25 protein-coding genes are annotated in these 26190 nt (G+C 43.7%); 19 read left to right on the top strand and 6 right to left on the bottom strand.

Annotated elements, in window-relative coordinates; all coding sequences use genetic code 11:
* Position 1: 1 nt before the first annotated feature.
* The 4 genes from efp to gatC all read right to left on the bottom strand — a co-directional run bounded on the left by efp (position 2) and on the right by gatC (position 3902).
* Positions 2-562 carry an elongation factor P gene (gene efp, locus OCF95_RS05220; protein ID WP_000568643.1) on the bottom strand — a complete coding sequence of 187 codons (561 nt, stop codon included), beginning with the start codon at positions 560-562 and terminating at the stop codon, positions 2-4.
* Between the two features lie 129 nt (positions 563-691).
* Positions 692-2134 carry an Asp-tRNA(Asn)/Glu-tRNA(Gln) amidotransferase subunit GatB gene (gatB, locus tag OCF95_RS05215; RefSeq protein WP_261105024.1) on the bottom strand — a complete coding sequence of 481 codons (1443 nt, stop codon included), beginning with the start codon at positions 2132-2134 and terminating at the stop codon, positions 692-694.
* Entirely contained in the window at positions 2134-3600 is a 1467-nt protein-coding gene (gene gatA, locus OCF95_RS05210; RefSeq protein ID WP_261105023.1) for an Asp-tRNA(Asn)/Glu-tRNA(Gln) amidotransferase subunit GatA, read from the bottom strand. The genes gatB and gatA overlap by 1 nt, the downstream gene beginning before the upstream one ends.
* A complete protein-coding gene (gene gatC / locus OCF95_RS05205; RefSeq protein WP_000705419.1) occupies positions 3600-3902 on the bottom strand; it encodes an Asp-tRNA(Asn)/Glu-tRNA(Gln) amidotransferase subunit GatC in 303 nt (100 codons plus the stop codon). Before gatC ends, gatA begins: the two co-directional genes overlap by 1 nt.
* A 212-nt stretch (positions 3903-4114) precedes the next feature.
* Here gatC and OCF95_RS05200 point away from each other — a divergent pair, with 212 nt between their 5' ends.
* Positions 4115-5659: a peptide chain release factor 3 gene (locus tag OCF95_RS05200; RefSeq protein ID WP_001025437.1), complete on the top strand. Its 1545-nt coding sequence runs from the start codon at positions 4115-4117 to the stop codon at positions 5657-5659.
* A 453-nt stretch (positions 5660-6112) separates the two neighbouring features.
* Here OCF95_RS05200 and OCF95_RS05195 read toward each other — a convergent pair whose 3' ends face one another.
* Positions 6113-7066, bottom strand: coding sequence for an aromatic acid exporter family protein (locus tag OCF95_RS05195; RefSeq protein WP_023946543.1), 954 nt, complete (start codon positions 7064-7066; stop codon positions 6113-6115).
* A 67-nt stretch (positions 7067-7133) separates the two neighbouring features.
* Complete coding sequence (gene sstT, locus OCF95_RS05190; RefSeq protein ID WP_020902997.1) at positions 7134-8339, bottom strand: serine/threonine transporter SstT; 1206 nt, start codon at positions 8337-8339, stop codon at positions 7134-7136.
* A 151-nt stretch (positions 8340-8490) separates the two neighbouring features.
* On the opposite strand from sstT, the gene OCF95_RS05185 reads away from it, so the two are divergent.
* The 18 genes from OCF95_RS05185 to pknB all read left to right on the top strand — a co-directional run bounded on the left by OCF95_RS05185 (position 8491) and on the right by pknB (position 26160).
* On the top strand, positions 8491-9051 hold the full coding sequence (locus tag OCF95_RS05185; protein ID WP_049500250.1) for a mechanosensitive ion channel family protein: 561 nt from the start codon (positions 8491-8493) through the stop codon (positions 9049-9051).
* A gap of 57 nt (positions 9052-9108) precedes the next feature.
* Complete coding sequence (locus OCF95_RS05180; RefSeq protein ID WP_000242267.1) at positions 9109-10014, top strand: magnesium transporter CorA family protein; 906 nt, start codon at positions 9109-9111, stop codon at positions 10012-10014.
* 16 nt (positions 10015-10030) lie between these two features.
* Positions 10031-10558, top strand: coding sequence for a YqeG family HAD IIIA-type phosphatase (locus tag OCF95_RS05175; RefSeq protein WP_049500248.1), 528 nt, complete (start codon positions 10031-10033; stop codon positions 10556-10558).
* A 2-nt stretch (positions 10559-10560) separates the two neighbouring features.
* Positions 10561-11667: a ribosome biogenesis GTPase YqeH gene (yqeH, locus tag OCF95_RS05170; protein WP_020901601.1), complete on the top strand. Its 1107-nt coding sequence runs from the start codon at positions 10561-10563 to the stop codon at positions 11665-11667.
* Positions 11668-11878: 211 nt separating this feature from the next.
* The gene (gene yhbY, locus OCF95_RS05165) at positions 11879-12190 is read left to right on the top strand and encodes a ribosome assembly RNA-binding protein YhbY (protein WP_000060169.1); all 312 of its coding nucleotides are present in this window, start codon (positions 11879-11881) and stop codon (positions 12188-12190) included.
* A 51-nt stretch (positions 12191-12241) separates the two neighbouring features.
* Positions 12242-12871, top strand: a complete 630-nt coding sequence (locus tag OCF95_RS05160; RefSeq protein ID WP_261038523.1) for a nicotinate-nucleotide adenylyltransferase — start codon at positions 12242-12244, stop codon at positions 12869-12871.
* Positions 12871-13464, top strand: coding sequence for a bis(5'-nucleosyl)-tetraphosphatase (symmetrical) YqeK (gene yqeK, locus OCF95_RS05155; protein ID WP_261044061.1), 594 nt, complete (start codon positions 12871-12873; stop codon positions 13462-13464). The genes OCF95_RS05160 and yqeK overlap by 1 nt, the downstream gene beginning before the upstream one ends.
* Entirely contained in the window at positions 13465-13818 is a 354-nt protein-coding gene (gene rsfS / locus OCF95_RS05150; protein WP_004255425.1) for a ribosome silencing factor, read from the top strand.
* A 110-nt stretch (positions 13819-13928) separates the two neighbouring features.
* Positions 13929-14669, top strand: a complete 741-nt coding sequence (locus OCF95_RS05145; RefSeq protein WP_061864367.1) for a class I SAM-dependent DNA methyltransferase — start codon at positions 13929-13931, stop codon at positions 14667-14669.
* 9 nt (positions 14670-14678) lie between these two features.
* On the top strand, positions 14679-15776 hold the full coding sequence (locus tag OCF95_RS05140) for a nucleotidyltransferase (RefSeq protein ID WP_049500243.1): 1098 nt from the start codon (positions 14679-14681) through the stop codon (positions 15774-15776).
* Between the two features lie 190 nt (positions 15777-15966).
* Positions 15967-17580 carry a ribonuclease Y gene (locus OCF95_RS05135; RefSeq protein WP_000404934.1) on the top strand — a complete coding sequence of 538 codons (1614 nt, stop codon included), beginning with the start codon at positions 15967-15969 and terminating at the stop codon, positions 17578-17580.
* 127 nt (positions 17581-17707) lie between these two features.
* Positions 17708-18334, top strand: a complete 627-nt coding sequence (gene gmk, locus OCF95_RS05130; RefSeq protein WP_000775041.1) for a guanylate kinase — start codon at positions 17708-17710, stop codon at positions 18332-18334.
* A 24-nt stretch (positions 18335-18358) separates the two neighbouring features.
* Positions 18359-18673 carry a DNA-directed RNA polymerase subunit omega gene (gene rpoZ / locus OCF95_RS05125; RefSeq protein ID WP_000979235.1) on the top strand — a complete coding sequence of 105 codons (315 nt, stop codon included), beginning with the start codon at positions 18359-18361 and terminating at the stop codon, positions 18671-18673.
* Between the two features lie 171 nt (positions 18674-18844).
* A complete protein-coding gene (locus OCF95_RS05120) occupies positions 18845-21241 on the top strand; it encodes a primosomal protein N' (protein WP_261105021.1) in 2397 nt (798 codons plus the stop codon).
* A gap of 12 nt (positions 21242-21253) precedes the next feature.
* Entirely contained in the window at positions 21254-22189 is a 936-nt protein-coding gene (gene fmt, locus OCF95_RS05115) for a methionyl-tRNA formyltransferase (RefSeq protein WP_261105020.1), read from the top strand.
* Positions 22182-23495 carry a 16S rRNA (cytosine(967)-C(5))-methyltransferase RsmB gene (gene rsmB / locus OCF95_RS05110; protein ID WP_261105019.1) on the top strand — a complete coding sequence of 438 codons (1314 nt, stop codon included), beginning with the start codon at positions 22182-22184 and terminating at the stop codon, positions 23493-23495. Before fmt ends, rsmB begins: the two co-directional genes overlap by 8 nt.
* A gap of 14 nt (positions 23496-23509) precedes the next feature.
* Positions 23510-24250 carry a Stp1/IreP family PP2C-type Ser/Thr phosphatase gene (locus OCF95_RS05105; protein ID WP_023946526.1) on the top strand — a complete coding sequence of 247 codons (741 nt, stop codon included), beginning with the start codon at positions 23510-23512 and terminating at the stop codon, positions 24248-24250.
* Positions 24247-26160, top strand: coding sequence for a Stk1 family PASTA domain-containing Ser/Thr kinase (gene pknB, locus OCF95_RS05100; protein WP_024057273.1), 1914 nt, complete (start codon positions 24247-24249; stop codon positions 26158-26160). The genes OCF95_RS05105 and pknB overlap by 4 nt, the downstream gene beginning before the upstream one ends.
* The last annotated feature ends 30 nt before the right edge of the window (positions 26161-26190 follow it).

Raw genomic sequence — 26190 nt, 5'->3', positions numbered from 1 at the left:
ATTAGGCACGAGAAACGTAAGTTCCTTCTGCAGTGTTGATGATCAATTTTTGCCCAGCTTCGATGAAGTCAGGAACGTTGACAACAAGTCCAGTTTCCATAGTTGCTGGCTTACCAGAACCTGTAACAGTAGCACCTTTGATAGATGGTTGTGTTTCAGCAACTGTCAATTCAACAGTAGTTGGTACAGTTACACCGATTACTTCAGTTCCGTAGAATTGGATTTTCACATCAGAGTTTTCAAGGATGTAAAGCAATTCATTTTCAACGTTTACGACTGGGATTTCATATTGGTCGTAAGTTTCAGTGTTCATGAAGTAGGCAGTTTCATCCATTTTGTACAAGTATTGAGCTGGAACAGTTTCGATAATAGCTTGTTCGAATTTTTCTTCTGGACGGTAGCTTGTGTCAAAAGTAGAACCAGTACGGACATCACGCAATTTCATACGCATGATCGTGTTCCCTTTACCTGGTTTGTGGTGGCTAGCCTCCAAAACGCGGATCAATTTTCCGTCTGCAGTTTCAAATGTCATACCAGCTTTCAATTTGCTTGCTTCAATCATGTTTTTACCTCTTTAATAAATATTATTACTCTTCATTTTACCATAAAACGTTCTGAAAATAAAGCCAAAATAGTTATTGGGAGATGGTAGGGGAGAAAAAACCAACCTCAGGGCTGGTTTTTTTACATATTACTCTTCTTTCAACTTGGCCAATTCCTGTGCAAGTAGTTTAAGGGCAACTTGTGGGTTGGCTTGGCCTTTGGTTGCTTTCATAAGGAAGCCTGTGAAGGCCTTATCTGCGTTGCGTTTACCTGACTTGAAGTCGGCAACTGCGGCTTCGTTATCCGCAAAGACTTGGTGGATGATTGGAATCAGGACAGCTGGATCTGAGATTTGAACCATACCTGCTTTTTCCACATATTCACGCGCACCGCCGCCATGTTTAGCTAGGTGGACAAAGACTTTCTTGGCAATCTTAGAAGAGATAGTTCCGTCTTCGATGATGGCAATCATTTCAACCAAGTTTTCTGGTGTCAATTCGATTTGTTCAAGTGTCTTGCCTTCGGCATTCAAGAACTGAGCGACTTCGCCTTGGAGCCAGTTAGAGACTTGTTTAGCATCGCCACCGAGGGCAACAGCTTTTTCAAAGAAGTCAGAAGTGACCTTATTTGCAGTCAACTGGCTAGCATCGTAGTCTGACAAGCCAAGGTCAGCAACGTAGCGCGCACGGCGTTCCTTTGGAAACTCTGGCAATTCAGTGCGCATCTCCTCAATCCACTCATCTGAGATTTCAAAGAGTGGTAGGTCTGGTTCTGGGAAGTATCGGTAGTCAGCAGCGCCTTCCTTAACACGCATGAGGATGGTTGCCTTGTTCGTTTCATCGTAACGGCGTGTTTCTTGGCGAATTTGACCACCTGAGCGAAGAATTTCAGCCTGGCGTTGGACTTCATATTCAAGACCTTTACGGACGTTAGAGAAGGAGTTGAGGTTCTTCAACTCAGTCTTGGTACCAAATTTTTCTTGACCATAAGGGCGAAGCGAAATATTGGCATCCACACGCATCGAACCTTCTTCCATTTTAACGTCAGAAATACCAGCATACTGGATGACTTCCTTGAGGGCAGTCAGATAAGCATAGGCTTCTTCTGGAGAACGCATGTCGGCTTCAGATACAATCTCAATCAATGGCACCCCTTGACGGTTGAGGTCAACATAAGAGTAACCATCTGTACCATGGGTGTTTTTACCAGCGTCTTCTTCCAAGTGAGCACGTTCAATACCGATTTTTTTAGTCGTACCATCTTCTAGTTCAACTTCAATCCATCCATTGTAACCAATTGGTTCATCAAACTGAGAAATTTGGTAGGCTTTCGGATTATCAGGATAGAAGTAGTTTTTGCGGTCAAAGTGCATCTTTTTGTGGATGTCCATGTTGAGGGCAAGAGCCGCCTTGATACCGGCATCAACAACACCTTTATTGAGAACGGGTAGTACGCCTGGGAAGGACCAGTCAATCACGTTGGTGTTGGCATTTTGGTCATTTCCAAAGTGGGCAGAAGTAGGTGAGAATATTTTTGAACTGGTGTTGAGCTCTACGTGGACTTCAAGTCCAATGACTGTTTCAAAGTTCATTAGTTGTCACCTCCAAAAATCACGGGTTGTTGTTTGTGGTAGTCTGTTGTTGCTTCAAATGCAGCAGCAGCTTGGTAAATGGTTTCTTCTGAGTACTTAGGACCAATCAATTGCAGACCGACAGGTAGTCCTTGAGAGAATCCAGCAGGAATCGAAATCCCTGGGAGACCTGCCAAGTTGACTGGGATGGTCAAAAGGTCAGCCAAGTACATGGCAACTGGATCATGGTTGAGAGAATCTAAGTCATAGGCAACACTTGGAGCAGTTGGACCCAAAATCAAGTCGTAATCCGCAAAGACTTTTTCGAAATCTTGGATGATGAGGGTACGAACCTGACCAGCTTTCTTGTAGTAGGCATCGTAGTAACCTGATGAAAGGCTGAAAGTACCCAGCATGATACGACGTTTCACCTCTTCACCGAAACCTTGGCTACGGCTGTTTACATAGATTTCATCAAGGTTTGTCGCATCCTCTGCACGATAGCCGTAACGGATACCGTCAAAGCGTTGCAAGTTTGATGAAGCTTCAGATGAAGCGATGATGTAGTAGACGGCAACACCGTATTTAGAGTGAGGAAGGCTGACTTCTTCGACGATAGCCCCAAGTTTTTCAAAGTGTTTGGCTGCGTTAAGAATTGTTTCCTTAACTTCTGGGTCAATTCCTTCGCCAAGGTATTCCTTAGGCAAAGCGATTTTCATGCCCTTGATGTCTTGACCGATTTTTGAAGTAAAGTCAGCGATTCGGACAGGAGCTGAAGTAGAATCTTTGGCATCTTCGCTAGCAATAGCGTTGAGTAAGAGAGCATTTTCCTTAACGGTCGGCGCGAAAGGTCCGATTTGGTCTAGAGAGCTACCAAAGGCAATGAGACCGAAACGAGAAACCGTTCCGTAGGTTGGTTTGAGACCGACGATCCCATTGAAGGCAGCAGGTTGGCGGATAGATCCACCAGTATCAGAACCAAGTGACAAGCGGACTTGCCCAGAAGCTACAGCTGCGGCAGAACCACTAGAAGAGCCACCAGGAACCTTGGTCTGGTCCCAAGCATTTTTAGTGGCACCGTAGTAAGAAGTCTCACCTGAACCACCCATGGCAAATTCGTCCATGTTGGTCTTTCCGACGACAATCATGCCTTTGGCTTTGGCATTGGAAACGGCTGTCGCATCAAAGATTGGCTCGTAGTTGTAGAGCATTTTTGAGGCAGCGGTTGTGAGGATACCGTCTGTAGAGATGTTATCCTTAACAGCAAGCGGAATTCCTGAGAGCACATTATCAGCGTCAATTCCAGCTTCATCAATGGCTTTGGCTTGCGCAAGGGCTTGCTCTTCAGCGATAGTAACAAAAGCGTTGATAGCTGTCTCGCGAGATTGGATATCTTCAAGCGTTGCTTGGGTCAATTCAGTTGCAGAAATTTCCTTAGAAACAAGGAGATTGTGCAAGTCTTCAATAGTTTTGTTATTAAAAGTCATTAGGCATCTCCTCCATCGTCTAGGATAGCTGGTACCTTGATATAGTAGTTGTCTTTTTCAGGTACGTTTTTAAACAGGCGATCACGGTCTGTTCCTTCTTCGGCCACATCAGGGCGGAGCACAGTCTTGCGGTCAGCCATGGTAGTAGTAGGTGCGACACCAGTTGTGTCGACTTCGCCCAGCAATTCAACCATGTCAACAATCTTAGACAAGGTAGTCGCAAAGGCAGCAGTTTCTTCTTCAGAGAATCTTAATTTTGAAAGATTGGCAACGTGTGTTACCTCTTCTTGCGTAATTTTCATCTTGCATCCTTTCGTGAAATGATGATTTTTAGTCTGTTCTATTTTACCATATTTTCCTATAAATAAGGGAGGGGGAAGTGAAAAGAAATAGAAATTGAAAAAAATGCTAAAATCCGATATAATGGAGTGTTGAAAGGAATGGTAAAATCCAATGTAGAAATCATTCTTAGCTATTGAAACAAGAAAAATAGAGAATCAAAGAAAGAGAACTTATGAATATTCAAGAAGAAATTAAGAAACGTCGTACCTTTGCTATCATCTCTCACCCGGACGCGGGGAAAACAACCATCACTGAGCAACTGCTCTACTTTGGGGGCGAGATTCGTGAGGCTGGTACCGTAAAAGGAAAGAAAACAGGGACTTTTGCCAAGTCTGACTGGATGGATATCGAGAAGCAACGTGGGATTTCGGTGACTTCATCTGTTATGCAGTTTGACTACGATGGTAAGCGCGTGAATATCCTCGACACACCAGGACATGAGGACTTTTCAGAAGATACCTATCGTACTTTGATGGCGGTGGATGCTGCGGTCATGGTCGTGGACTCTGCCAAGGGTATCGAGGCTCAAACCAAGAAATTGTTTGAGGTTGTCAAACACCGTGGCATTCCTGTCTTTACCTTTATGAACAAGCTGGACCGAGACGGTCGTGAGCCACTGGATCTCTTGCAAGAGTTGGAAGAAGTCTTGGGTATTGCTAGCTACCCGATGAACTGGCCTATCGGGATGGGGAAAGCCTTTGAGGGCTTGTATGACCTTTATAACCAACGATTGGAACTCTATAAAGGAGATGAGCGTTTTGCCAGTCTTGAAGATGGGGATAAGCTTTTCGGTAGCAATCCTTTCTACGAGCAAGTCAAGGATGACATTGAACTTTTAAATGAAGCTGGGAATGAGTTTTCAGAGGAAGCTATTCTGGCTGGAGAATTGACACCAGTCTTCTTTGGTTCGGCCCTCACAAACTTTGGTGTGCAGACCTTCCTTGAAACCTTCCTTAAGTTTGCTCCAGAACCACATGGACACAAGAAAACAGATGGAGAAATTGTGGATCCTTACGACAAGGATTTCTCAGGATTTGTCTTTAAAATCCAAGCCAACATGGACCCTCGTCACCGTGACCGTATTGCCTTTGTACGTATCGTATCGGGTGAATTTGAACGTGGCATGAGTGTCAACTTGCCTCGTACTGGTAAGGGTGCTAAACTGTCTAATGTTACCCAGTTTATGGCTGAAAGTCGTGAGAATGTGACCAATGCCGTGGCAGGAGATATCATCGGGGTTTACGATACAGGAACTTATCAGGTTGGGGATACATTGACAGTTGGAAAAAACAAATTTGAATTTGAACCACTGCCAACCTTCACTCCTGAAATTTTTATGAAAGTTTCTGCTAAGAATGTCATGAAGCAGAAATCCTTCCACAAGGGGATTGAGCAACTGGTGCAAGAAGGTGCTATTCAGCTTTATAAGAATTACCAAACAGGCGAGTACATGCTGGGAGCTGTTGGTCAACTCCAGTTTGAAGTCTTTAAACACCGCATGGAAGGCGAGTACAATGCGGAAGTAGTCATGAGCCCAATGGGTAAAAAGACCGTTCGTTGGATCAAGCCTGAGGACTTGGATGAACGAATGTCATCAAGTCGAAATATCTTGGCTAAAGACCGTTTTGACCAACCAGTCTTCCTCTTTGAAAATGACTTTGCCCTCCGCTGGTTTGCGGATAAGTATCCAGACGTAGAGTTGGAAGAGAAGATGTGACTCAGTACCAACAATTGGAACTAAAGTTCCTAATTGTTGGACGCTAGTCGCTATTTGGCGAACTAGCTAACTGCCTCACTAACTGAGTTTTACAAATGGAATCGATTTGTAAAACTCAGTGTCGTAATCTAATAATAGGTAACCGCTATGGCGGCTTACCTAAACGCTTCACTAGGAAAAATCCACGAATGGTATCGATTCGTGGACTTTTCCGTCGTAGATAGAAAAGGGTAACTGCCTTACTAACTCCGTTTGCAAATAGACTCGATTTGCAAAACTTCGTGTAGTGGATAAAAATACTGCAAAGTTTGCAGTATTTTATCTCAGCATTCTATAAACAGATGTTGAATATTAAGCCTTATTTATTTTATTATTAACCTTTATGGTAATAACTTACAAATAAAAGAAAACTTCAGATATTCACCTTTTGTGATTGGTCTGAAGTTTTCTTTTTTACTGTCCATATTTTTGGTAAAAGTCAACTTTTACTTGGATGAAGGTTTTGGCCTCGCGTAGGAGTTGAAGAAGGGTGGCGCGGGTTTCAAATTCTTCTCTTGTCTTGGGTAGACTACGGTTCCGGAAGACTTCCAGATAGCGTTCAATTTCATCTAGCAAATCAGAAGCAGGATTGGTCTGGCTCAGTTGAGCTGCAATTTTTGAAAAGAGTTGGGCCAAAATCAGGCTCTCACTGGCAGCTAGGTGACAGGTGTTGATGTGCTGGGCCATGTTTCGCAGGATACGACTTTGTCGCTGTCTCATCTCAAAGTAGTGGATATGGTAATCAGTCTGGTGAAAGAGGTGGTCAGAGTGATCCAAATAGACCAGTCTGAGGGCTTCTTCCAAAAGGGTGTCCAATTCTTCAACTAACTGTGCTCGGTTGCGTCCATCCCCTCTGGATAAATAATATTTGAAGCGCTGGAGAATATCTTTTAACTTTTCTTCTACCAATGTGTGGTAGTGATGAATTTCCTCTTCTCGTGAAGGCATGTAGAGATTAACCAGTAAGGCAAATCCTGTACCGATAGCAAAGAGAAGGAATTCATTGACTAGGAGGTCTGGAGAGGTTGACTCTTGCACCAAGAGATGGCTAACCAAAACGCTACTTGGTGTGATGCCAATTTCCCAGCCCATCTTGTAGGCTAGAGGCACATAGAGGGCTAGATAGAGGCCGAGGCTCCAGATATGAAATCCGCTCAAGTGAAAAGCCAGAACTCCGATAACCAAAGCTAGAAGCATGGAAAAGAGGCGATTTCGGGCCAGTTTTAAGGTGCTTCTACGGGTATCGGATAGGCTCAAGAGGGCGATTATTCCAGCCGAGACAGCTGAGGAGAGATTGAGAAAGTAAGCAAGAAGGCAGGCAAGACAGGTAGCTAAGATGAGCTTAGTCGTACGTTGGCTAATAGACATAAGGATTTCCTAGTAAGTTATAATAAAAGCGGAAAAGACAAGACCTGAGCAGGCTTGTCTTTATGAGTTATTTTTTACGGGCTGCTGCGTATTCGGCAACAGCAGTAAAGAGGACATCTGTTGAAGAGTTAAGGGCTGTTTCACATGAGTCTTGGATGACCCCAATCACAAATCCAACCCCAACAACTTGCATGGCAATATCGTTAGAAATACCAAAAAGGCTACAAGCAACTGGGATAAGAAGGAGGGATCCTCCGGCAATACCAGAAGCACCACAGGCTGAGATTGCTGCTACTACACTGAGGACAAAGGCTGTGGCAAAGTCAACAGGGATTCCAAGAGTATTTACTGCAGCAAGGGTTAAAACGTTAATAGTAATCGCTGCCCCTGCCATGTTGATAGTAGAACCAAGTGGGATAGAAACAGAATAGGTATCTGGATCCAGACCGAGGTCGTGGCAAAGTTTCATATTGACAGGGATGTTAGCCGCAGAACTACGAGTGAAGAAGGCTGTAACACCGCTGACACGCAAACATTTCCAAACGAGGGGATAAGGGTTTCTCTTCATAAAGAGGAAGGCAATCAATGGATTGACAACCAGAGCGACAAAGAACATAGTTGTCACCAAGAGGGCAAGCAAGATTCCGTAGTTAGCTAGGCTTCCGATTCCCTTATCAGAGATGGTTTTGAAGACAAGACCAAGGATACCAAATGGAGCTAGATTGATGATCCATTCGACAATCTTAGAAGTCACATCAGCCATAGTTTTCAGCAATTCTTTACTATTTTTGCTGGCCTCTCTCATAGCAATCCCGAAAACAACTGCCCAAGATAAGATACCGATGTAGTTAGCAGTAACGAGGGCATTGACTGGATTGTCAACCAGTTTGAGCAAGAGATTGCTGAGGACCTGGCCAATTCCATCTGGTGGTGCGATTTCTGTATTGGCACTATTTAAGGTAATCTCAACAGGGACGATGAAGCTTGCTAGGACAGCAACAAGTGCCGCTGCAAAGGTTCCCACCAAGTAAAGGAGGATAACCGTTTTCATGTTGCTATCTTGACCCTTTTGATGTTGGGAAAGGGCATTGGCAACGAGGGCAAAGACTAGAATAGGTGCGATGGCTTTGAGGCCACCAACAAAGAGATCTCCAAGTAAACCAATTCCTGAAATGTTAGGAAGTGTCAGCCCTAGGGTTCCTCCAATAAGCATACCAATCAAAATCCGTTTGATTAGGCTTGCCTTATTCCAAGCATGAATGATTTTTTTCATAACAATCTCCTTTGTTGTGTAATGTTTATGATTATAGTATAAATATGAGCTAAAATCAAGAATTTTCTGTCTATTTTGGCTATTATTTTTGAATATTTATGGAGATTCATCACTTGTGAAAGTATGGTATAATAAATGAAAGGAGTTTTCTATGCAAGAATTTATTCAAACCTACCTCAATAAGCTTGATATAACAACGATTATTGAGAATATCTTAACCAAGTTAATTTCTCTGTTATTTCTATTTTTGCTATTCTATATAGCTAAGAAACTACTTCATACCATGGTGCAGAGAATTGTTAAACCTTCTTTAAAAATGTCTCGTCATGATATCGGGCGTCAGAAAACCATCTCACGTCTGTTAGAAAATGTGTTTAATTATACCCTTTATTTCTTTTTGCTTTACTGCATTTTGTCGATTTTAGGTTTGCCAGTTTCTAGTTTGCTGGCAGGGGCTGGGATTGCTGGGGTGGCTATTGGGATGGGAGCCCAAGGCTTTCTATCTGATGTCATCAATGGCTTTTTCATCCTCTTTGAACGTCAACTGGATGTGGGAGATGAGGTCGTTTTGACAAATGGTCCTATTACCGTATCGGGCAAGGTTGTCAGTGTCGGCATTCGAACAACGCAACTCAGAGGAGAAGATCAGGTTCTGCACTTCGTTCCCAATCGGAATATCACCGTCGTCAGCAATTTCTCACGCACAGACTAGACCTGTTATTTTAAGTAATTTGTGGTACAATAGAAAGAGTTTAATAAAGGAGAAAAGATGGTTTTAGAAAAGCAGTTGGGCAATGGTTGTACCTGGATAGACCTTGATGTGGATAAGATTAAAAATATGGAAGATCTTTCTGACATCTATGGATTGGACAAGGAAACCATTGAGTATGCTCTGGATAGAAATGAACGAGCTCATATGGATTATAACCGTGAAACGGAGACGGTAACCTTTATTTATAATGTTCTTGATTTAGAAAAAGACAAAGAATATTATGAAGCGATTCCCATGACCTTTATCGTCGAAAGACAACGAATGATTACCATCAGCAACCATAAGAATGCTTATGTCATTGATCAGATGTCAGCTTATCTGGATAGCCATGAGTCGCTTTCTATTTACAAGTTTCTCTTTGCTGGTTTAGAGATTATCAGTAACGCTTATTATCCTGTCATTGAAGAGATGGATAAAAGTAAGGACGAAATTAGTGCCTTGCTACGTCAAACTACAACAAAGAAAAATCTCTTCGCCCTCTCTGACTTGGAGACTGGTATGGTTTACTTGACAGCAGCAGCAAAACAAAATCGACTCCTCTTGGAACATATCCAGGGCCATGCTCTTTATCGGAGATTTAATGATGTCGAACGAGAGCAGTTTGATGATGCAATGATTGAAGCCCATCAGTTGGTGTCTATGACAGACTTGATTTCTCAAGTCTTGCAACAACTCTCAGCTTCTTACAACAACATCCTAAACAATAACTTGAATGATAGTTTGTCAATTTTGACTATTATCTCCGTCTTACTAGCAGTACTTGCGGTTATTACAGGTTTCTTCGGAATGAATGTTCCTCTACCATTTACAGAAGAGCCAAATGCTTGGATTTATATCTTAATGACTAGCTTGATTTTATGGGTGGCCTTATCTCAATGGCTGAAGAAAATTACTAGAAAATAAAAGAAAAGGAGCCAAAATGGTGATTGAAAACTACATGCCAGACTTTGCTGTGGAAGCAGTCTATGATCTGACAGTCCCAAGCCTGCAGGCGCATGGAATCAAGGCTGTTTTGGTCGATTTGGACAATACCCTCATTGCTTGGAACAACCCTGACGGGACGCCAGAGATGAAGCAATGGCTACATGATCTTCGGGACGCGGGCATTCGCATCATTGTGGTATCAAATAACACTAAAAAACGCGTCCAACGAGCAGTTGAGAAATTTGGGATTGACTACGTTTATTGGGCTCTGAAGCCCTTCACATTTGGGATTGACCGTGCCATGAAGGAATTTCATTATGAGAAAAGTGAAGTGGTCATGGTTGGCGACCAGCTCATGACAGATATACGAGCAGCCCACCGTGCAGGCATTCGCTCGATTTTAGTCAAACCCTTGGTCCAACATGACTCGATCAAAACACAGATCAACCGAGCTCGTGAGCGCCGTGTGAAGCGAAAAATCACTGAAACGTACGGACCGATTACATATAAAAAAGGAATTTAACTATGGAAGAAATTCTCTGTATTGGTTGTGGAGCAACCATTCAGACGACAGATAAGGCTGGTCTTGGTTTTACCCCCCAGTCGGCACTTGAAAAAGGTTTGGAAACTGGCGAAGTCTATTGCCAACGCTGTTTCCGTCTCCGCCACTATAATGAAATCACGGATGTCCAGTTGACGGACGATGATTTCCTCAAGCTCTTGCACGAGGTGGGAGACAGTGATGCCTTAGTGGTCAATGTCATTGATATCTTTGATTTTAATGGCTCTGTCATTCCAGGCTTGCCACGCTTTGTCTCGGGAAATGATGTCCTCTTGGTTGGAAATAAAAAAGATATCCTGCCCAAGTCAGTTAAACCAGGCAAGATTAGCCAGTGGCTCATGGAACGTGCCCACGAAGAAGGTCTTCGTCCAGTCGATGTCGTCCTAACTTCAGCACAAAACAAACATGCCATTAAGGAAGTCATTGACAAGATTGAACACTACCGTAAGGGCCGCGATGTCTATGTGGTCGGTGTAACCAACGTTGGAAAATCAACCCTCATCAATGCCATCATTCAAGAAATCACGGGTGATCAGAATGTCATCACGACTTCGCGCTTCCCAGGGACAACCTTGGACAAAATTGAGATTCCGCTTGACGACGGTTCTTATATCTACGATACGCCGGGAATTATCCACCGCCACCAGATGGCTCACTACTTGACGGCTAAAAACCTCAAGTATGTCAGCCCTAAAAAGGAAATTAAACCCAAAACCTATCAGCTCAATCCTGAACAAACACTGTTTCTAGGCGGTCTCGGACGCTTTGACTTCATTGCGGGTGAAAAGCAAGGATTCACAGCCTTCTTTGATAATGAACTCAAACTCCACCGAACCAAGCTTGAAGGAGCTAGTGCTTTCTATGACAAGCATGTAGGAACCCTTCTGACACCACCAAATAGCAAGGAAAAAGAAGATTTTCCAAAACTAGTCCAACATGTATTTACCATCAAGGACAAGACAGACCTAGTCATCTCTGGACTCGGCTGGATCCGCGTAACAGGAACAGCCAAAGTCGCCGTCTGGGCACCAGAAGGTGTCGCCGTCGTCACACGAAAAGCAATTATTTAAAATAAAATTACTGAGCGAACAAAGTGAGCTCATAAAGAGATAGTTATTGCTGTGGTGTCTTGCCAATCTGTAGATTGGCAAGGGGCACAATTGAGACCAAGGCTCAATTGTGAGGTCAGGAAATCCATTTTTCAAAGATGAGATCTTTGGAAAATTAGTTCCGACCGTCCCTCACCACCTAAAATAACTATCAAAAAGCAAGGAAGAAATTATGTCATTAACATCAAAACAACGTGCCTTCCTCAACAGCCAGGCACACACACTCAAACCCATCATCCAAATCGGAAAAAATGGACTCAACGACCAAATCAAAACCAGCGTCCGTCAAGCTCTTGATGCCCGTGAATTGATCAAGGTGACTCTTTTGCAAAACACCGATGAAAATATCCACGAAGTAGCTGAAATTTTGGAAGAAGAAATCGGTGTGGACACAGTCCAAAAAATCGGACGCATCTTGATTTTGTTTAAACAATCCAGCAAGAAAGAAAATCGCAAGATTTCTAAAAAAGTCAAAGAAATCTAAAAAAACTACTCCAAACAACTGTTTTTACAGAGAAATAAAGGAGACTAGCCTATGGCAATCGAATTATTGACTCCCTTTACCAAGGTAGAGTTGGAGCCAGAAATCAAGGAGAAAAAACGCAAACAAGTCGGGATTTTAGGGGGGAATTTTAACCCTGTTCACAATGCCCATCTGATTGTTGCGGACCAAGTACGTCAGCAGTTGGGACTGGACCAGGTCTTGCTCATGCCTGAATACCAACCTCCCCATGTAGATAAAAAGGAAACCATCTCTGAACACCATCGTCTCAAGATGCTTGAGTTGGCGATTGAGGGGATTGAAGGACTAGCCATTGAAACCATTGAATTGGAGCGTAAGGGCATTTCTTATACCTACGACACCATGAAGATTTTAACAGAGAAGAATCCTGATACGGATTATTACTTTATCATCGGTGCCGACATGGTGGACTATCTGCCTAAGTGGTACCGAATTGATGAGCTGGTCGACATGGTTCAGTTTGTAGGGGTTCAGCGCCCACGCTACAAGGCAGGGACTTCCTATCCCGTTATCTGGGTAGATGTGCCTCTAATGGATATCTCGTCCAGCATGGTGCGTGACTTCATTGCCCAAGGTCGGAAACCCAACTTTCTCCTGCCTCAGTCTGTACTAGACTACATCGAGAAGGAGGGGCTTTACTGATGGCATATCAAGACTATATCAATTGCTCTCGCGAGGCTTTGTTGGAAAAAATGGCAGAGCTTCTACCCGAGAAACGGTTAACCCATTGCTTGGGTGTGGAGCGTGCAGCCATAGAATTGGCTCAGCGATTTGGAGTCGATACCGAGAAAGCAGGCCTAGCAGGCCTTCTTCATGACTATGCTAAAAAGCTGTCAGATCAGGAATTTTTAGACTTGATTGACCGTTATCAGCTAGACCCTGACCTCAAAAACTGGGGCAATAATGTCTGGCATGGCATGGTTGGCATCTACAAGATTCAGGAAGATTTGGATTTGCATGATTCTGAAATCCTGCGAGCTATTGAAATCCATACAGTTGGGGCTGGTCAGATGACAAGCCTAGATAAGGTTATCTATGTAGCAGACTATATTGAGCACAATCGAGCCTTTCCTGGAGTAGATGTGGCGCGGGAGATTGCAAGTCTATCGCTCAATAAGGCAGTGGCCTACGAAACAGCTCGTACAGTGGAGTATCTAGCTCATCAGGGATTCCCCATCTATCCCCAAACCCTTGAAACCTATAACGCCTTTGTGCACTATTTGAAAGAGGACTAAATGAACGAAAAAGAATTACTAGAACTAGTCGTGAAAGCGGCTGATGAGAAACGTGCGGAGGATATCCTCGCACTTGATGTCCAAGATTTGACTAGCGTGACTGACTACTTTGTTATTACTAGTTCAATGAATAGCCGTCAGTTGGACGCTATCGCTGATAATATCCGTGAAAAAGTAGCCGATGCAGGCTTTAAAGGCAGTCATGTCGAAGGAGATGCAGCTGGAGGTTGGGTCCTACTAGACCTCGGCTCTGTTGTCGTGCATGTCTTTTCAGAAGAAATGCGTGCCCACTATAACTTAGAAAAGCTATGGCATGAGGCGGAGTCAGTAGATATTTCAGAAGCTCTTGCTTAGAAGACGAACTCAGTTGTAGCCAACTGGGTTTCTTTGCTTATTTTAGAAAAAATGGATAGAAAGGTATAGGGCGAGTGGTGTTTGCCATGGAGGCTCTTGGTATCATGATTATGGCAACTTATGAAACCTTTGCGGCGGTCTATGATGCGGTCATGGACGATAGTTTATATGATAAATGGATGGATTTTTCTCTGGGTCATTTGCCTAAGACAAAGGAGAGAAAAAAACTCTTGGAATTGGCTTGTGGGACAGGCATCCAGTCTGTACGCTTTTCTCAAGCTGGTTTTGATGTGACTGGACTTGACTTGAGCGCAGATATGCTGAAGATTGCGGAGAAGAGAGCGGCTTCAGCCAAACAAAAGATTGATTTTATTGAAGGCAATATGTTGGATTTGTCCAAGGTAGGTCAATACGACTTTGTCACTTGTTATTCGGACTCTATCTGCTACATGCAGGATGAGGTGGAAGTAGGGGATGTTTTTAAGGAAGTGTATAATGCCCTTAATGAAGATGGAGTTTTCATCTTTGATGTGCATTCGACCTACCAGACAGACGAAGTTTTTCCAGGCTATTCTTATCATGAAAATGCAGAAGATTTCGCCATGCTATGGGATACCTATGAGGATGCGGCGCCTCACTCTATCGTTCATGAGTTGACTTTCTTTGTCAAGGAAGCGGATGGTTCCTTTAGTCGCCACGATGAAGTGCATGAGGAGCGAACCTATGAGGTCTTGACCTATGATATTTTGCTGGAACAGGCCGGATTCAAATCCTTCAAACTCTTTGCGGACTTTGAAGACAAAGAGCCAACAGAAACCAGCACCCGTTGGTTTTTTGTGGCGCAGAAGTAGGAGATTATCATGACCATCACGGGTATTATCGCGGAGTTCAATCCTTTTCATAATGGCCACAAATACCTGCTTGAGCAGACGAAGGGGTTGAAAATTGTGGCCATGTCTGGGAATTTCATGCAGAGAGGCGAGCCTGCTATCGTGGACAAGTGGACACGAGCCCAGATGGCGCTTGAAAATGGTGCTGATCTGGTAGTGGAACTGCCCTTTTTAGTCAGTGTTCAGGCGGCGGATTTCTTTGGCCAAGGGGCTGTGGATATCTTGGCTCGGTTGGGTATTGATAGCCTCGCTTTTGGAACAGAAGAAGTTCTGGATTATCAAAAAATCGCTGACTTATACGCAGAGCAAGGTAGAGAGATGGAGAATTTTGTGGAAAATCTGCCTGATTCTCTCTCCTATCCCCAGAAAACCCAAGCCATGTGGAAGGAATTTGCTGGTCTTGATTTTTCAGGCCATACACCCAATCATGTTCTTGCTTTGGCCTATGCCAAGGCGGTTGCGGGACGAAATATCAAGCTGTATCCGATTCAGCGTCAGGGGGCTGGTTACCATTCTGTGGACCAGGATGTGGACTTCGCCTCGGCGACAGCCCTCCGTCAGCACCAAAGGGACAAAGATTTCTTAGAACGATTTATGCCTTCTGTTGCCCTATTTGAGCAGACCAGTAAAGTGAGCTGGGAAGACTATTTTCCTTTGCTCCGCTATCAAATCTTGTCAAATCCCGACATAACCACCATCTATCAGGTCAATCAAGAAATGGCTGTGCGCATTAAAGAGACCATCAAGACAGTCCAGTCTGTGGAAGACTTGATTGAGGCGGTTGCGACCAAACGTTACACCAAGGCGCGTGTCAGACGCCTTTTGACCTATATCTTGGTGCAGGCTAGAGAAAGTGACTTGCCAGAAGGCATCCATGTTCTTGGCTTTACTGAAAAAGGCAGGCAACATCTCAAGTCTTTGAAAGGGCAGGTCGATCTAGTCAGCCGAATTGGCAAAGAACCTTGGGATGCTATGACCCAAAAGGCAGACCAGATTTACCAACTGGGAAATCCAAGTATAGCAGAGCAGAATTTTGGAAGAGTACCGATTAGAATAGAAATAAACTAAGTCTACTGAAAAGTAGGCTTTTTCTCAAGTCTCTACTATACTACTATTTCTAAATAACAATTTTATTTTTGTGAATGTGTTCCAATTTCCCCAAAACATATTCTATTTTAGGTTTGTGAAAATCACTTTTTTATGGTAGAATGTAAAAGAATGTATGTCATTCGGAATAACAATAAAATGAGGTAAAAACATGGAAATCATGTCGCTTGCGATTGCTGTTTTTGCCGTCATCATTGGTTTAGTCATTGGATATGTCAGCATCTCAGCCAAGATGAAATCATCTCAGGAAGCTGCAGAGTTGATGCTTTTAAATGCTGAACAAGAAGCAACTAATTTACGTGGACAAGCTGAACGTGAAGCGGATTTACTTGTTAATGAAGCTAAACGTGAAAGCAAGTCTCTTAAAAAAGAAGCACTATTGGAGGCCAAAGAAGAAGCCAGAAAATACCGTGAAGAAGTGGACGCTGAATTCAAATCAGAACGTCAAGAACTCAAACAAATCGAAAGTCGTTTGACAGAGAGAGCTACTAGCCTTGACCGTAAGGACGACAATTTGACGAGTAAAGAACAAACACTTGAACAAAAAGAACAAAGTATTTCTGATAGAGCGAAAAACCTTGATGCGCGTGAAGAGCAATTAGAGGAAGTCGAAAGACAAAAAGAAGCAGAGCTAGAGCGTATTGGTGCCCTGTCTCAGGCAGAAGCACGAGATATTATCTTGGCTCAGACAGAGGAAAACTTGACCAAGGAGATTGCTAGCCGCATTCGTGAAGCTGAGCAAGAGGTCAAGGAACGTTCTGACAAAATGGCCAAGGACATCTTGGTTCAAGCCATGCAACGTATCGCTGGTGAATATGTGGCGGAGTCAACAAACTCAACGGTTCACCTGCCAGACGATACTATGAAGGGACGCATTATTGGTCGTGAAGGTCGTAACATTCGTACCTTTGAAAGTTTGACAGGGGTCGATGTGATTATCGACGATACACCAGAAGTGGTGACCTTATCAGGTTTTGACCCGATTCGTCGTGAAATTGCCCGTATGACTATGGAAATGTTGCTCAAGGATGGTCGTATCCACCCAGCTCGTATCGAAGAGTTGGTTGAGAAAAACCGTCAAGAGATTGACAATAAGATTCGTGAATACGGTGAGGCTGCTGCCTATGAAATTGGGGCACCAAACCTTCATCCAGACTTGATGAAAATCATGGGTCGCTTGCAGTTCCGTACTTCATATGGACAAAATGTCTTACGTCATTCGATTGAGGTTGCTAAGTTAGCTGGTATCATGGCGAGCGAACTTGGTGAAAATGCGGCTCTTGCTCGTCGTGCAGGGTTCCTTCACGATATCGGAAAAGCCATTGACCGTGAGGTTGAAGGTAGCCACGTTGAAATCGGTATGGAATTGGCTCGTAAGTACAAGGAACATCCAGTTGTGGTGAATACAATTGCTAGCCACCACGGTGATGTCGAAGCCGAAAGCGTCATTGCAGTGATTGTTGCTGCAGCAGATGCTTTGAGCGCTGCCCGTCCGGGTGCTCGTAGTGAGTCTCTTGAAAGCTACATCAAACGTCTTCATGATTTGGAAGAAATTGCGAACGGCTTTGAAGGAGTACAGAATAGCTTTGCCCTTCAAGCAGGACGTGAAATCCGTATCATGGTCAATCCAGGACAAATCAAAGACGACAAAGTCACAATCTTGGCTCACAAAGTTCGTGAGAAAATTGAAAACAATCTCGATTACCCTGGAAATATCAAGGTAACCGTGATTCGCGAGCTTCGTGCAGTAGATTATGCTAAATAAATAAGAAAGAGCAGTTGAAAAATTACTGCTTTTTTGTTACACTAGATAGAAAGACTGTAAAGGATAATCTGGCTTTTTGCCATTATTCTAGAAATGTTATTTCACAGACTGACTAAAAGGAGACACAATGGCAGACCGAGGCTTACTAATCGTTTTTTCTGGTCCTTCAGGGGTTGGAAAAGGAACGGTTAGAAGAGAGATTTTTGAGAGTTCTGAAAACCAATTTCAATACTCTGTATCGATGACGACACGCGCACAACGTCCTGGAGAAGTGGACGGAGTTGATTATTTCTTCCGTACTCGTGAAGAGTTTGAAGAGCTGATTCGTCAAGGACAGATGTTGGAATATGCAGAATATGTCGGCAACTACTATGGAACTCCTCTGACCTATGTCAATGAAACCTTGGATAAGGGAATCGATGTTTTCCTTGAAATTGAAGTTCAAGGTGCTCTTCAGGTCAAGAAAAAGGTTCCAGATGCTGTCTTTATCTTCCTGACACCACCAGATTTGGATGAATTGCAAGATCGTTTGGTAGGTCGTGGAACAGACAGTGCAGAAGTGATTGCCCAACGAATCGAAAAAGCCAAGGAAGAAATTGCCCTTATGCGTGAGTATGATTATGCGATTGTCAACGATCAGGTGCCCCTAGCTGCTGAGCGTGTCAAACGTGTTATCGAAGCAGAGCACTTCCGTGTGGATCGTGTCATTGGTCACTATCAGGAGATGTTGCCAAAATCTCCAACTACCCGATAAAATTTAGAAAATAGGTACAAGTAAATGATGTTAAAACCCTCTATTGATACCTTGCTTGACAAGGTTCCATCAAAATATTCACTCGTAATCTTGGAAGCAAAACGTGCCCACGAATTGGAAGCAGGTGCGCCAGCAACTCAAGGTTTCAAGTCTGAAAAATCAACTCTTCGCGCTTTAGAAGAAATCGAATCAGGAAACGTTACAATTCACCCAGATCCAGAAGGAAAACGTGAAGCAGTTCGTCGCCGTATCGAAGAAGAAAAACGCCGCAAAGAAGAAGAAGAAAAGAAAATCAAAGAGCAAATCGCTAAAGAAAAAGAAGATGGTGAAAAAATTTAAGGTTGGGGGGACTCAATCTTATTTTTTCTATTGCAAGAATGTACTGATACTCAATGAAAATCAAAAAGCAAACTAGGAAGCTAGCCGCAAGCTGTACTTGAGTACGGTAAGGCGACGCTGACGTGGTTTGAATTTGATTTTCGAAGAGTATGACAAGGAGGAGGTGAGAAGATGACCATAGCCAAGATTATTGTAGATGTGCCCTTGATGCAGACGGACCAGCCCTATAGTTACAGGATTCCGGAGGAATTTCTGGGAATGCTGGAAGTTGGGATGCGAGTTCATGTGCCTTTTGGTAAGGGAAATCGCCTGATTCAAGGGATTGTTCTTGGTTTGGAGTCCCAATTGGATGAAGAAGAGATGGAGCAAGATTTAAAAGATATTGCCGAGGTACTGGATTTTTCCCCTGTTCTCACGCAAGAACAACTCTGGCTGGCTGAGGAGTTACGCAAGTCAGTCTTCTCCTACAAAATCTCTATCCTCAAGGCCATGCTTCCAGGATTTCTGAACTCCAGCTATGACAAGATTCTCTATCCTCTGGCAGGTCTGAGTCAGGAAGACCGAGAGCGCTTGTTTGGTTCAGAGGATTCGCTAGCCTTTTCTTCTCTAGACCTTGCCAAACAAGCCGAAATGATGCGTTTGACTAGGAAAGGTCTGCTTGGTCTGGAATATCAGGCAATTGATCAAAAGAAGGTCAAGTCCCAGTCTTGGTATGAGGTGAATCTTGCTCAATTAAAAAGTGTAGAGATTTCTACACGCGCCAAGAAAAAGTTAGAACTGAGAGACTATTTGCTTTCTCATCCTGAGAGTGCTTCCTTGGCTAGTTTGTTAAAGTCCTATTCACGGGAGCAAGTCAACTTCTTTGTAGAACAAGGTGCTGTTACTATAGTTCAAAAGGAAGTCCAACGCTCGGCTGCTTATTTTGAAGGTATTGAGGCAAGTCAGCCTTTGGAATTGAATCCAGAGCAAAGACAGGCGCGTGATGCGGTTGTCAGTGCGATTGGCAGTCATCAGGCTCCCTTCCTCCTTCAAGGGATTACAGGAAGTGGGAAGACCGAGGTTTACTTGCAAATTATACAAGGGGCTTTGGACAAGGGCAAGACAGCTATTTTGCTGGTGCCTGAGATTTCCTTGACTCCACAGATGACGGAGCGTTTTATTGCTCGTTTTGGTGAGAAAGTGGCCATTCTTCATTCAGGCCTTTCTAATGGTGAAAAGTACGATGAATGGCGCAAGGTGGAGCGTGGCGATGCCCAAGTTGTTGTTGGTGCCAGATCTGCCATCTTTGCTCCGCTGAAAAATCTGGGTGTCATGATTATCGATGAAGAGCATGAAGCGACTTATAAGCAGGACAGCAATCCCCGTTACCATGCCAGAGAGGTAGCTATTTTACGGGCTCAGTATAATCAAGCGGCTTTAGTCCTTGGTTCAGCAACGCCGAGCTTAGAGAGCCGTGCGAGGGCTGGAAAAGGCGTTTATCAACATTTACGTCTGACCCAACGGGCCAATCCTTTGGCTACAATCCCTGAGGTTCAAGTGATTGATTTTCGGGACTATATCGGACAAAATGAGACGTCAAACTTTACGCCCCCTTTGTTAGAAGCTATTCAGGACCGTCTGGCTAAAAAAGAGCAGGTAGTTCTTATGCTCAATCGTCGTGGCTATTCTAGCTTTGTTATGTGTCGAGAGTGTGGGACCGTGGATACTTGTCCTAACTGTGACATTTCTTTGACCTTGCACATGGATACCAAGACCATGAACTGCCATTATTGTGGTTTTTCGAAGGACATTCCTCAGGTCTGTCCTAACTGTAAGAGCCGAAGTATTCGTTACTATGGGACAGGGACACAGAAGGCTTATGATGAGCTGGCAGAACTCTTTCCCCAGGCCCACATTTTGCGGATGGATGTGGACACGACTCGTAAGAAGGGTAGTCATCAAGCTCTGCTTGATCAGTTTGGTCGAGGGGAAGCAGATATTTTACTAGGTACTCAGATGATTGCCAAGGGATTGGATTTTCCCAATGTGACCCTGGTCGGAGTTCTCAATGCGGATACGGCCTTAAATCTGCCTGATTTCCGTTCTTCTGAGAGAACCTTCCAACTTTTGACTCAGGTGGCAGGTCGGGCAGGACGTGCTGAAAAAGCTGGGCAGGTCTTGATTCAGTCTTACAATCCTCAGCACTACGCTATTCGATTTGCCAAGGATCAGGATTACGAAGGTTTTTATGCCTATGAAATGGGAATCAGACGACAACTTGGTTATCCACCTTACTATTTCACTATTGGCATTACCCTTTCTCACAAGAAGGAAGAAGAGGTAATCAAACGCGCCTATGAAATTATGAACATTTTGCGGTCAGGCTTGTCAGAGACCAGTAACATTCTTGGTCCAACGCCCAAACCCATTGCTCGTACCCACAACCTCTATCATTATCAGATTTTGATTAAATACCGTTTAGAAGATGAGCTGGGGCCGACCATCAATCAGGTCTTGGCCTTGACTCAAGAACGGGAAAATAGTGAGCTCCGTCTCAGCATTGACCATGAGCCACAGCAATTTTTATAAGAAGGAGAAGATATGACAAAATTAATCTTTATGGGGACCCCCGACTTTTCAGCAACAGTCTTAAAAGGGCTTTTGACAGATGACCGTTACGAAATTCTAGCCGTTGTGACCCAGCCAGACCGTGCTGTCGGACGTAAAAAAGTGATCCAGGAGACCCCAGTTAAACAAGCTGCCAAAGAGGCAGGACTTCCTATCTACCAACCTGAAAAACTATCTGGAAGTCCAGAGATGGAAGCTATTATGAATTTAGGAGCGGATGGAATTGTGACTGCTGCTTTTGGGCAGTTTCTCCCAAGTAAACTCCTTGATAGCATGGACTTTGCGGTCAATGTTCACGCCTCTCTTCTTCCTAAACACCGTGGTGGAGCGCCAATCCATTATGCCTTGATTCAAGGGGATAAGGAAGCTGGTGTGACCATTATGGAAATGGTTAAGGAAATGGATGCAGGAGATATGATTTCTCGTCGTAGTATTCCGATCACAGATGAGGACAATGTTGGCACCTTGTTTGAAAAATTAGCTCTTGTTGGTCGTGATTTGCTTTTGGACACTTTGCCAGCTTATATTGCTGGTGATATCAAACCTGAACCGCAGGATCCAAGTCAGGTTACCTTCTCGCCAAATATCAAACCCGAGGAAGAAAAGTTGGATTGGAATAAAAGCAATCGTCAACTCTTTAACCAAATCCGTGGCATGAACCCCTGGCCTGTTGCCCATACTTTCCTTAAGGGTGACCGCTTTAAGATTTATGAAGCCCTACCAGTAGAAGGTCAGGGCAATCCAGGTGAGATTCTCTCTATTGGCAAGAAAGAATTGATTGTCGCAACGGCAGAAGGGGCTCTATCCCTTAAACAAGTGCAACCAGCTGGTAAACCTAAGATGGACATTGCTTCCTTCCTAAACGGAGTTGGACGGACATTGACTGTAGGAGAACGATTTGGTGACTAAAGTAGAAACGGCTAGAAGTTTAGCTCTAGTGGTATTAGAGGATGTTTTTATCAATCAAGCATACTCAAATATCGCCTTAAATAAGCATCTTAAAGGGAGTCAACTTTCGGCAGCAGACAAGGGCTTAGTGACCGAGCTGGTCTATGGAACGGTAGCCCGTAAACTGACTCTGGAATGGTACCTGTCCCACTTTATCGAAGACAGAGACCAGTTAGACAGCTGGATCTATGTCCTGCTTCTCATGAGTGCCTACCAGCTCCGCTATTTGAACAAGATTCCAGACCATGCTGTGGTCAATGAAGCAGTAGAATTGGCCAAAGTCCGTAAAAAAGGCAGTGAAAAATTGGTCAACGCCGTCCTTCGTCGTATTCTGCGTGAAGGCTGGCCAGATATTGCTAGCATCAAACGGAAAAACAAGCGTGATTCCATTGCTTATTCTCTCCCAGTTTGGCTAGTTTCCAAGCTCAAGGAAGAATACGGAGAAGAGCGATCTCAAGCTATCTTTGAAAGCCTTTTGGTGCGCAACAAGGCTAGTATTCGTGTAACGGACCTAGGACGAAAAGAAGAAATCCAAGTCTTGTTGGAGGCCAGTGATTCACCTTTGTCTGTTTTTGGTCTCGTCAAGGAGCAGGGGCATTTTGCAGGCCATGACCTATTTTCAGAGGGGGCTATTACTATCCAAGACGAGTCTAGTCAGCTGGTTGCTCCCACTCTTGATTTACAAGGTGGTGAGCAGGTTCTAGATGCCTGTGCGGCTCCAGGTGGGAAAACAGCCCATATAGCCTCTTATCTAACGACAGGTCAGGTTACTGCTCTGGACTTGTACGACCATAAGTTGGACTTAATACAAGAAAATGCCCAACGTTTGGGAGTTGCAGATCGGGTTCAAATGCAAAAATTAGATGCCAGAAAGGTGCATGAGTTTTTTGGTCAGGATTCATTTGATAAGATTTTGGTAGATGCTCCCTGTTCAGGAATCGGTCTTCTGCGCCGAAAACCAGACATCAAATACAATAAAGAAACGGCAGATTTCGCGTCCTTGCAGGAAATTCAGCTAGAAATATTAGGTAGTGTTTGTCAAACACTACGCAAAGGTGGTATAATAACTTATAGTACCTGTACTATTGTCTCAGAGGAGAACTTTCAAGTCGTACAGGCATTTTTAGAAAGTCATCCTGAATTTGAGCAGGTTACACTAGAACATGAATGTAAGGATATCATGAAAGACGGCTGTATCCTCATTACACCTGAATTGTATGGAAGTGATGGATTTTTTATCAGTCAATTTCGTAAGATATCGGATTAGGAAGGAACTAACACATGGAAATTTCATTATTAACAGATGTTGGTCAGAAACGAACAAATAACCAAGACTATGTCAACCACTATGTCAATAGAGCTGGACGTACTATGATTATCCTAGCTGATGGTATGGGAGGTCATCGCGCAGGGAATATTGCTAGTGAAATGGCGGTAACAGACCTAGGTGTAGCTTGGGTAGATACTCAAATCGATACAGTTAATGAAGTACGTGAATGGTTTGCTAACAACCTTGAGATTGAAAATCAAAGGATTAACCAATTGGGACAAAATGAAGCCTATAAAGGAATGGGGACAACCCTTGAGGCTGTAGCCATTATTGATAATCAGGCTATTTATGCTCACATCGGAGATTCTCGTATCGGTTTGATTCGTGGAGAAGAATACCACCAGTTAACGAGCGACCATTCTTTAGTCAATGAATTGCTTAAGGCTGGTCAATTGACACCTGAAGAAGCTGCTAGCCATCCACAGAAAAATATTATTACCCAGTCAATCGGTCAAAAAGATGAAATTCAGCCTGATTTTGGAATGATCACCCTTGAGCCTGGGGACTATCTCTTACTCAATAGTGATGGTTTGACAAATATGATTTCAGGCAGTGAGATTTCTGATATTGTAACCAGCGACATTTCTTTGGCAGATAAGGCAGCAACCTTGATCCGTTTTGCCAACAATGCAGGTGGTTTAGACAACATCACAGTTGCCCTTATTGCTGTTACTGAGGAGGAAACAGAATGATCCAAATCGGCAAGATTTTTGCCGGGCGGTATCGGATTCTCAAACAGATTGGTCGAGGAGGCATGGCAGATGTTTACTTGGCTAAAGATTTGATTCTAGACGGGGAAGAAGTGGCAGTAAAGGTCCTGAGGACCAACTACCAGACAGACCCGATTGCTGTGGCGCGTTTCCAGCGGGAAGCAAGAGCCATGGCGGATCTGGACCATCCTCATATCGTTCGGATTACAGATATCGGTGAAGAAGAGGGACAACAGTATCTCGCAATGGAATATGTTGCTGGATTAGACCTCAAACGCTATATCAAGGAACATCACCCTCTTTCAAATGAAGAAGCGGTTCGAATCATGGGACAAATCCTCTTGGCTATGCGCTTAGCCCATACTCGAGGAATTGTTCACAGGGATTTGAAACCGCAAAATATCCTTTTGACCCCAGATGGGACTGCCAAAGTTACAGACTTTGGGATTGCAGTAGCCTTTGCAGAGACAAGTTTGACTCAGACCAACTCAATGCTAGGTTCCGTTCATTATTTATCGCCAGAGCAGGCGCGTGGTTCTAAAGCAACTGTGCAGAGTGATATCTATGCCATGGGGATTATTTTCTATGAGATGCTGACAGGTCATATTCCTTACGATGGGGATAGTGCAGTGACCATCGCCCTCCAGCATTTCCAGAAACCTCTGCCGTCGGTTATAGCTGAAAATCCATCTGTGCCTCAGGCTTTAGAAAATGTTGTTATCAAGGCAACTGCTAAGAAATTGACAGATCGCTACAAATCAGTCGCTGAAATGTATGTGGATTTGTCGAGTAGTTTGTCTTATAATCGTCGTAATGAACCAAAGCTAGTCTTTGAAGATGCGACTAAGGCAGATACTAAAACTCTTCCTAAAGTTCCACAAAGTACCTTGACTTCTATTCCTAAAGCTCCGGTACAAGAGGGAAGACCTCAACCTAAGCCCCAGCCTCATCAGACAGAAAAACCAGTACCTAGTCCAAAGCCAACCAAACGCCGTCGTATGAAAGCACGTTATCCAATTTTATTTGCGACCTTCTTGTTGGTTGTGGCATCTTTGGTATGGATTTTATATAGAACGCCCGCTACCATTGCCGTTCCAAAGGTGGCAGGTCAGACGGTTGCGGAAGCTAAAGAAGCGCTTAAGAAAGCCAATTTTGAGGTTGGTGAAGAAAAAACAGAGGCTAGTGATAAGGTTGAAGAAGGTCGTGTTATTCGTACCGATCCTGACGCTGGTACGACACGCAAAGAAGGAACAAAAATTAATTTGATTGTGTCTTCTGGTCAGCAATCCTTCCAACTTGGAAATTATCTTGGAAGAAAGTCCAGTGATGTAGTGGCAGAATTGAAGGGCAAGAAGGTTCCAGAAAATCTGATTAAGATTGAGGAAGAAGAATCCAACGAAATCGAACCCGGTACAATCATGAAACAAAGTTTACCGGAGGGAACAACCTATGATCTTAGCAAGGCAACTCAAATAGTTTTGACAGTTGCTAAAAAAGTAAATTCTATTTCAATGCCAAGCTATATTGGTTCTAGCCGAGAATTTGCAGTCAATAATCTTACAGAGATATATGACATTAAAAAAGCTAATATCGAAGTTGTAGAAGTTTCTAAAGCTCCTGAAGGAACTGCTGAGGGGACTGTTGTAGAGCAAAGTCCAAAAGCAGGCGAAAAAGTAGACTTGAGCACTACTCGTGTTAAAATTTCTATTTATAAACCCAAAACACCACCGTCAAGTTCCTCTTCAACGTCAGTTCAACGTGGTAACCAAGGTTCACCTACTACTCCAAATCAAGGGAATCAACAAGGTGGCCAGCAAGGGAATCAACAAGGAACGGTTCCTACTCCGAGTCAACCAAATAGTGAAGGAAACCACGAAAATTCTCGTGATTAAACGAATCTTTGTCATGATTTCATGGCAAAG

Source organism: Streptococcus mitis (assembly GCF_946188615.1).
GTDB lineage: Bacteria > Bacillota > Bacilli > Lactobacillales > Streptococcaceae > Streptococcus > Streptococcus mitis_BZ.
This window is presented reverse-complemented; position numbering and strand designations above follow the sequence as displayed.